Genomic DNA, 6,185 nt, shown 5'->3' on the forward strand with positions numbered 1-6,185 from the left:
TTCGTTGGTAGCATTGAAAATATCATGTTCGTCAGTTGTTCCGTCAGGAACATTTCGTCGGTAGCATAATAACGATTGTATAATATATTGTCCCATAGGGACATTTGATAGGAAACAAAAAATGAACGTTATTCCGTTTTTTAATGAATTACAAGCCGTGGTTCCGGATCTTGACAAAGACTGGAAACAAAAATACGCCCTGTTTGTAACGGGTGAAAACCTATATTTGTTTTCAAGAAACCTGCTATCCTTTTACGATCAAAAAACAGAAATGGTTAGAAAACCTTATTTTAAGGATGAAATCGTAGTTCCAATACAAGATAAAATGATTTATTTTGAAGCAGCCCTGAAAGCTTTTGAAACAGGTTCGGAGGATTTAAAACCGAATCTTATTAAAATGCTCGAAGAAACGCCTTTCGAAATATTATTGATTATATTAGGACAAAGGTTAACTTCAGCCAGCAAACGGGACGAAACCGGAATTCCGCCTTCAAAACGGGACCTTATAGAAAGCTGTTTTCAGCCTTACAACAACGAAATTACGATTGCGGTAAGAGCCTGGGAAAAACATGTTGGCAGAACAAAAGATAGCAGATGTGTTTTGGGCGAAATAAAAGGAAACCGTGAACAGAAACGCTTAATGGTAGAAAAACTGGTGCATCATATGATAGGATATCAAACCTGGTGGAATATATTCTACCATTACAAACACGGTTTGGTTTACGAAGTAAGACTCCCAAACGGACAAGGATTGCGATGGTCAGCTGACGGAAAACAATTCATAGGATTTTTAGAAGACTTTTTAGACGAGTAAAATGGAAGAAAATAAGCAGGAAGAAAACAAAAAATATGCTTTTAGCGATGAAGAATGGGCAAACTGCATTAAAGTCTTAACCGCCTTAAAAGATGCTCCGTTCGAAAATCCCGACAATGATTTGTTTGCAGGTTTAGTGGTTAAAATCCATAAAAAAGTCAGAAAAACGATTCGGGATGGAAAGTATACCTTAAAAAAAGAGCAGGTTGATAATTTGAATGAAACAAAGAGGTTTCCGGAAAAAGGAAATCTGATTGGAAGACTTTTTAAACGAATAAAATGAAAGAGACAGAAAACTATTCTTTTAACGATGAAGAGTGGAAAATATGCGTTAAAGTTCTAACAGCTTTAAAGGAAGCACCGTTTGAAAATCCCGATAATGATTTGTTTGCTGGACTCATTACCAAAATCCATAAAAACGCCAAAAAGAACATTCGAAGCACAAGTTATACCGCAAAGAAACAAGAAGATCTAGAGGTAACACTAAATGCAGAACTGGTTGCCAAAGCCTTAAATGGTGAAACCCTATTTGCAGAGAATGAGAACCCAAACGATCAGCAGTTTACAGAACTGAATCTGCCTAAAAACTGTTACGCCTGCAATCAGTCATACAAACTGGCGCATAGTTTTTATACCCGTTTGTGTCCGGCCTGCGCCGAAGAAAATTACGAAAAGCGTTTTCAGAATACCGATCTAAAAGGCCGAAATGTAATTATAACCGGAGGCCGTGTAAAAGTAGGTTTTGCCACCGCTTTACGATTATTGCGAAACAAAGCAAATGTGGTGCTTACAACCCGTTTCCCGGCATTGGCACTCGAACAGTTTCGTCAGGAAAATGATTTTGAAGAATGGAAAGAAAACCTGATCATTTACGGTCTGGACCTGCGAAACCTCAATGCGATAAACGAATTTATTTCGTTTTACAAATCCAAATTTGAAAGTCTGGATATATTGATCAACAATGCAGCACAAACGATAAAATATCCGGATGAATATTATGTGCCGTTGATCCAAAAAGAAGAAAAACTCTTGCTGGAATTCAAATCAAATACCAGACTGATTGCGAACCCAACCAACGTAACCCAGGAAGTAAAAGCACTTGAATATGGTTTCGAAGAAAAAACAGAATTAAAACTAACCCGTTTTGGGCAGCCGGTGGATAATCGGGAAAAAACGAGCTGGAATTCCACTCTCGAAGAAATCAGCATGTATGAACTTGTTGAGGTAAACCTGATCAATCAGATGGCGCCGTATTTTTTGATAAAAGAATTAAAACCGTTGTTTTTAAATTCAGCATTTGAAGAACGTTTTATCATTAATGTAACCTCTTCCGAAGGGATTTTCAGTTACACCAACAAAACGATTTTTCATCCGCATACCAATATGACCAAAGCAGCGCTGAACATGATGACGCTCACATCGGCCAAAGAATTTGCTGAAGATGCTATTTTTATGACCAGTGTAGACGTAGGCTGGATTTCGACAGGAGCAAGGGAAAGCCTTCGAAAAAAACAGTTTGAAGAAGGGTATGTTCCGCCATTGGATTCTGTAGACGGTGCCAGCAGAATTTTCGACCCAATAGTGCAGGGAATAAAAGGAAATACTATATTTGGAGTTCTGTTAAAAAACTACAGGATTTCTCCATGGTAACAGAGGGATAGTAGTTTAAATGGAAAAACAATTGCTGCCCGGCAATGGTTTTGGGTTCAAATCCCAATTATCCTGCTAAGGTGTTAGCTCAATTGGAAGAGCGTCCCCCGCCACTGGGGAAGGTGCAGGTTCGAGTCCAGGCACACCTTTTTTTTAGGTTCAGAGTTACATAGAGGCAGAGGTTCAAAGGGTTTTCTGTAATGCCGATAACTTTCCGAATAAACAGCTATAGAAAATAGCTTAGCGCTTCTGCTCCCGATAACTATCGGGATTGCTGCAAAAAAATAAAGGTGTTAGCTCAATTGGAAGAGCAGCTGTTTGCTAAACAGCAGGATGCGGGTTCGAGTCCCTGCACACCTTTTCATTTTTAAGGTTCAAAGTTACATAGGGACAAAGGTTCAGAGATTTTTTTCTGTAATGTCGATAATTGTTCCCGTAAACAGCTATAAAAAATAGCTCAGCGACTTGGCGTCTTTGCAAGATTAAAAAAGAAAACAAAAACTTAGCGTCTTAGTGCCTTTGCGGCAATTTTTTTTAGGTTCAAAGGTACATAGAAGCAGAGGTTCAAAGGTTCTTCTGTAATGCGGATAATTGTTTTGACAAACAGCTATAAAAAATAACTTAGCATCTTAGTGTCTTTGTGGCAAAAAAAATAGCGTCTTCAAAAAACAAAGTGTTAGTTCAACTGGAAGAACACCTGCCTTTCAAGCAGGAGGCTGCGGGTTCGAATCCCGCTCACTTTACAAATTTTTAATAACAAAAGAAAAATTCAAAACAGAGAAAAAGAACTTAGCGCCTCTGCGAGATTAAAGAAGCAAACAAAAACTTAGCGTCTTAGTGCCTTCGCGGCAAAAAGAAAGCGTCTTTTAAAAAAAACTTAGCATCTTAGTGCCTTTGTGGCAAAGAGAAAAAAAACTTAGCGCCTCTGCAAGATTAAAGAAGCAAACAAAAACTTAGCGTCTTAGTGCCTTTGCGGCAAAAAGAAAGCGTCTTTAAAAAAAAACTTAGCGTCTTAGTGCCTTTGTGGCAAAGAGAAAAAAAACTTAGCGCCTTAGTGGCAAAAAAAAGCACCAGGTATTCAAAAAAAGCCTAAGAAACCCAATTTGTTTTTTAGGCAGATTATAGTATTTTAGTAAGAATGGAAAAGATTATTTATAAAGGTTCGAGGAATGATAAAATCCTGACCGAAAAAGAACTCAAAACAGCAAAATCATACTTTAAAAATTATTATTCCGATAATGATTTGGTTAAAGTCGAATATATAACAGAGAACGGGCATGGCAATTTTACTACTTATTATCTGCAGGTACACGAATCAGTAGAAGAAAAACTGCTCGAAAACAACCAGTTTATAGACAGACATTTTTATCTCAGGTTATTCGAAAAGGCCAACTATACCGTTTATTTGTTTCAAAGCTATAATTTTAGAACACTCGATAAACAATCCGTTATAATAAAGGATAAAGACGAAAATATCGTTGTTGAGTCTTTTAAATCTTTGCAGAGTTATCAGGAATCGACATATACAAAAACGTTGAAAAATAACGCAAAGTATTCGCAGATCGACCGAAAAACCGAAAGGGATTCTATTGTAAAAGTGAACTATTTTGAAAACGGGGATTTCGAATCGGCTTATTTTTCTAATGAAAACAGCGATATGAATTTTGAGGAATTTTTCTTTACCAATGATTTTTCAGAGCGCTACGGATTAAACATCAATAAAGATTTCTTTAAAACATTTTCTCCTGCAATCCCAGATTCTTCCTATACCGTTCCTGAAGTGCATATTGAATATCTGCATTACTACAAAAAGAATAAAATTCCGTTCGAAAAAATATTTACCGAAGTTTATTTCGATAAGGTTTTGTATATCAATAAAAAGAAACGATTAACAGAAAAAATAGAATGCGGAAAAGTAACTTCAAAAACGTTTTATCTTACAGCCGAAGAGCATATAGACGACTTTTTGGCAAACAGGACAAATGGAACAGCTTATTGTTATTATCACCAGCCTGTAGTACAAAATAATTGTACCTGCTGGGAAGTTGTATGTTATAACGAAGACGGTATTTTGACCGAAAAAAGAAAAGAGGTTTATAATTTTCAGCAGCAATTAATAAGTGTGCAGTATCTTATGACCGAAAAAGAAAGAGAGTATACTGCCGAAAAGTTTTGTTACAAAAACAATTACGAATCAGAAGTACTCAGTATTTTCAAATACGACCAAAAGGGCGAATTGTACGATGTCGACGACTGCGATTTTTTCTCGGATTCGATGTGGGATGATAAAGTTTGGGAACCCCTCAATCTAACGCCCGAAACCTATTTCGAAAAAACAAAAGATCCTTTTTTTACTACGTTTTATCCAGAAGTTCCCGAAAGTTCAGCAGATGAAATTGAAATAGTTTTCAGGAACCATTTGGGCGATTTGATTTCAGAAACCGAAACCAGACACATCTATGAATATCAGAAAGAAATAAAAATAAACGGCTTTCTTAAAGAAATAAAAAAGTACAAAGGCAATAGCTGTTGTTTTATAGCCTATTACTGTTCCGATTCAGAAAAACTTACTGATTTTGAATCTTTCCATTATGAGTCAGCAATTTATCACAACAAAAGGCTCGAAAGAGGTTATATCGTATATGATATTCTCGAAAAAACAGCCGGAACACAGGAACCCTTGCGCTATAAAGGCGTTTTGGTACAAGATCCGCTGGGCAGGGAAATTACGAGAGTGATTTTTGAAAATGAAGAAATGGATCTCAAATACGGCCGAAAAACCTATTATGACAGTTTTGTAAAGGAATTAAATAACGAAGAAACCATTATCACCTTTGATGCTTCTAACCGGATTTTAAATTATGAGCGTTACGGAAGTTTGTATTCAGAAGAAGAGTTTAAGGAGCAAATGTTTAACAGCATTTCCAAAACCAATGATGCCTTTTATACTTCTGTTTTTCCGTTTGTTCCCGAAAGCGGTACAGCGATCTATGAACCTTTTATTTATAAAGTAAAACTAAAAAAACAAGAAGACTCATTTGATCCCGAAACCGTAAAATGCCTGTATGACCGTAACCATAAGTTAAAATTTGCCGATGAATATTACAGAAAATGGTGTTTTTTGAAAGATAAACAAGAGTTTGATTTAAAACTACAGGAACTGCTTTTTTACAGTTACAACTGTTTTTTCTATGCAATCCAACCATTTGAAGATCGTCTGGAATGCCATTTTGAATATCATTTACAAATCGAAAAAGATGTTTATTACCCTTTAAAAGGAAAGCTGCAATTGAACCTTCAAAATACTGATTTTACATTTACAACCGAAATACCCAATTTTACATTTGAAAAACTGAAAAACGAATCGCTGGCCTTTTGCATAAACGGAGAAACAATCTGGAACACAGAAATTAAAAGAAAAAAATTAATCCAGTTTTTAAAAGAAGCACTTTAAAGTAATTCAGACCGCTTCCCGTTTTACCTATGAAGAATAAAAACCTTAGCGCCTTCGCGGCAAAAAGAAAGTATCTTTAAAAAAAAAACGCAGCGCCTTAGTGCCTTTGTAGCAAAAAAACAGCGTCTATAAAAAAACTTAGCGTCTTAGTGCCTTCGCAGCAAAAAGAAAGCGTCTTTTAAAAAAAACCTTAGCGTCTTAGCGCCTTCGTGGCAAAAAGAAAGCGTCTTTTAAAAAAAACCTTAGCGTCTTAGCGCCTTCGTGGCA

At 36.3% G+C, this 6,185-nt stretch carries 4 protein-coding genes and 4 tRNA genes; all 8 read left to right on the plus strand.

The features are described 5' to 3' along the window. The first annotated feature begins 121 nt into the window (after window positions 1-121). The 8 genes from ACODST_RS27580 (at window position 122) to ACODST_RS27615 (ending at window position 5,918) form a co-directional block, all read left to right on the plus strand. Window positions 122-814, plus strand: a complete 693-nt coding sequence (locus ACODST_RS27580) for a hypothetical protein (RefSeq protein WP_488935315.1) — start codon at window positions 122-124, stop codon at window positions 812-814. A gap of 1 nt (window position 815) precedes the next feature. After that, entirely contained in the window at window positions 816-1,097 is a 282-nt protein-coding gene (locus ACODST_RS27585; RefSeq protein WP_488935316.1) for a hypothetical protein, read from the plus strand. Continuing rightward, window positions 1,094-2,464 carry an SDR family NAD(P)-dependent oxidoreductase gene (locus ACODST_RS27590; RefSeq protein ID WP_488935317.1) on the plus strand — a complete coding sequence of 457 codons (1,371 nt, stop codon included), beginning with the start codon at window positions 1,094-1,096 and terminating at the stop codon, window positions 2,462-2,464. Before ACODST_RS27585 ends, ACODST_RS27590 begins: the two co-directional genes overlap by 4 nt. A 4-nt stretch (window positions 2,465-2,468) precedes the next feature. After that, a tRNA-OTHER gene (locus tag ACODST_RS27595) sits at window positions 2,469-2,539 on the plus strand. A gap of 2 nt (window positions 2,540-2,541) precedes the next feature. Next, window positions 2,542-2,614, plus strand: a tRNA-Trp gene (locus ACODST_RS27600). Window positions 2,615-2,751: 137 nt separating this feature from the next. Then, window positions 2,752-2,825 (plus strand) — tRNA-Ser (locus ACODST_RS27605). 309 nt (window positions 2,826-3,134) lie between these two features. Continuing rightward, window positions 3,135-3,207: transfer RNA gene (locus tag ACODST_RS27610), tRNA-Glu, on the plus strand. Window positions 3,208-3,602: 395 nt separating this feature from the next. Further along, entirely contained in the window at window positions 3,603-5,918 is a 2,316-nt protein-coding gene (locus ACODST_RS27615) for a hypothetical protein (RefSeq protein ID WP_488935318.1), read from the plus strand. Window positions 5,919-6,185: the final 267 nt, after the last annotated feature.

Source organism: Flavobacterium sp. FG19, from assembly GCF_057809475.1.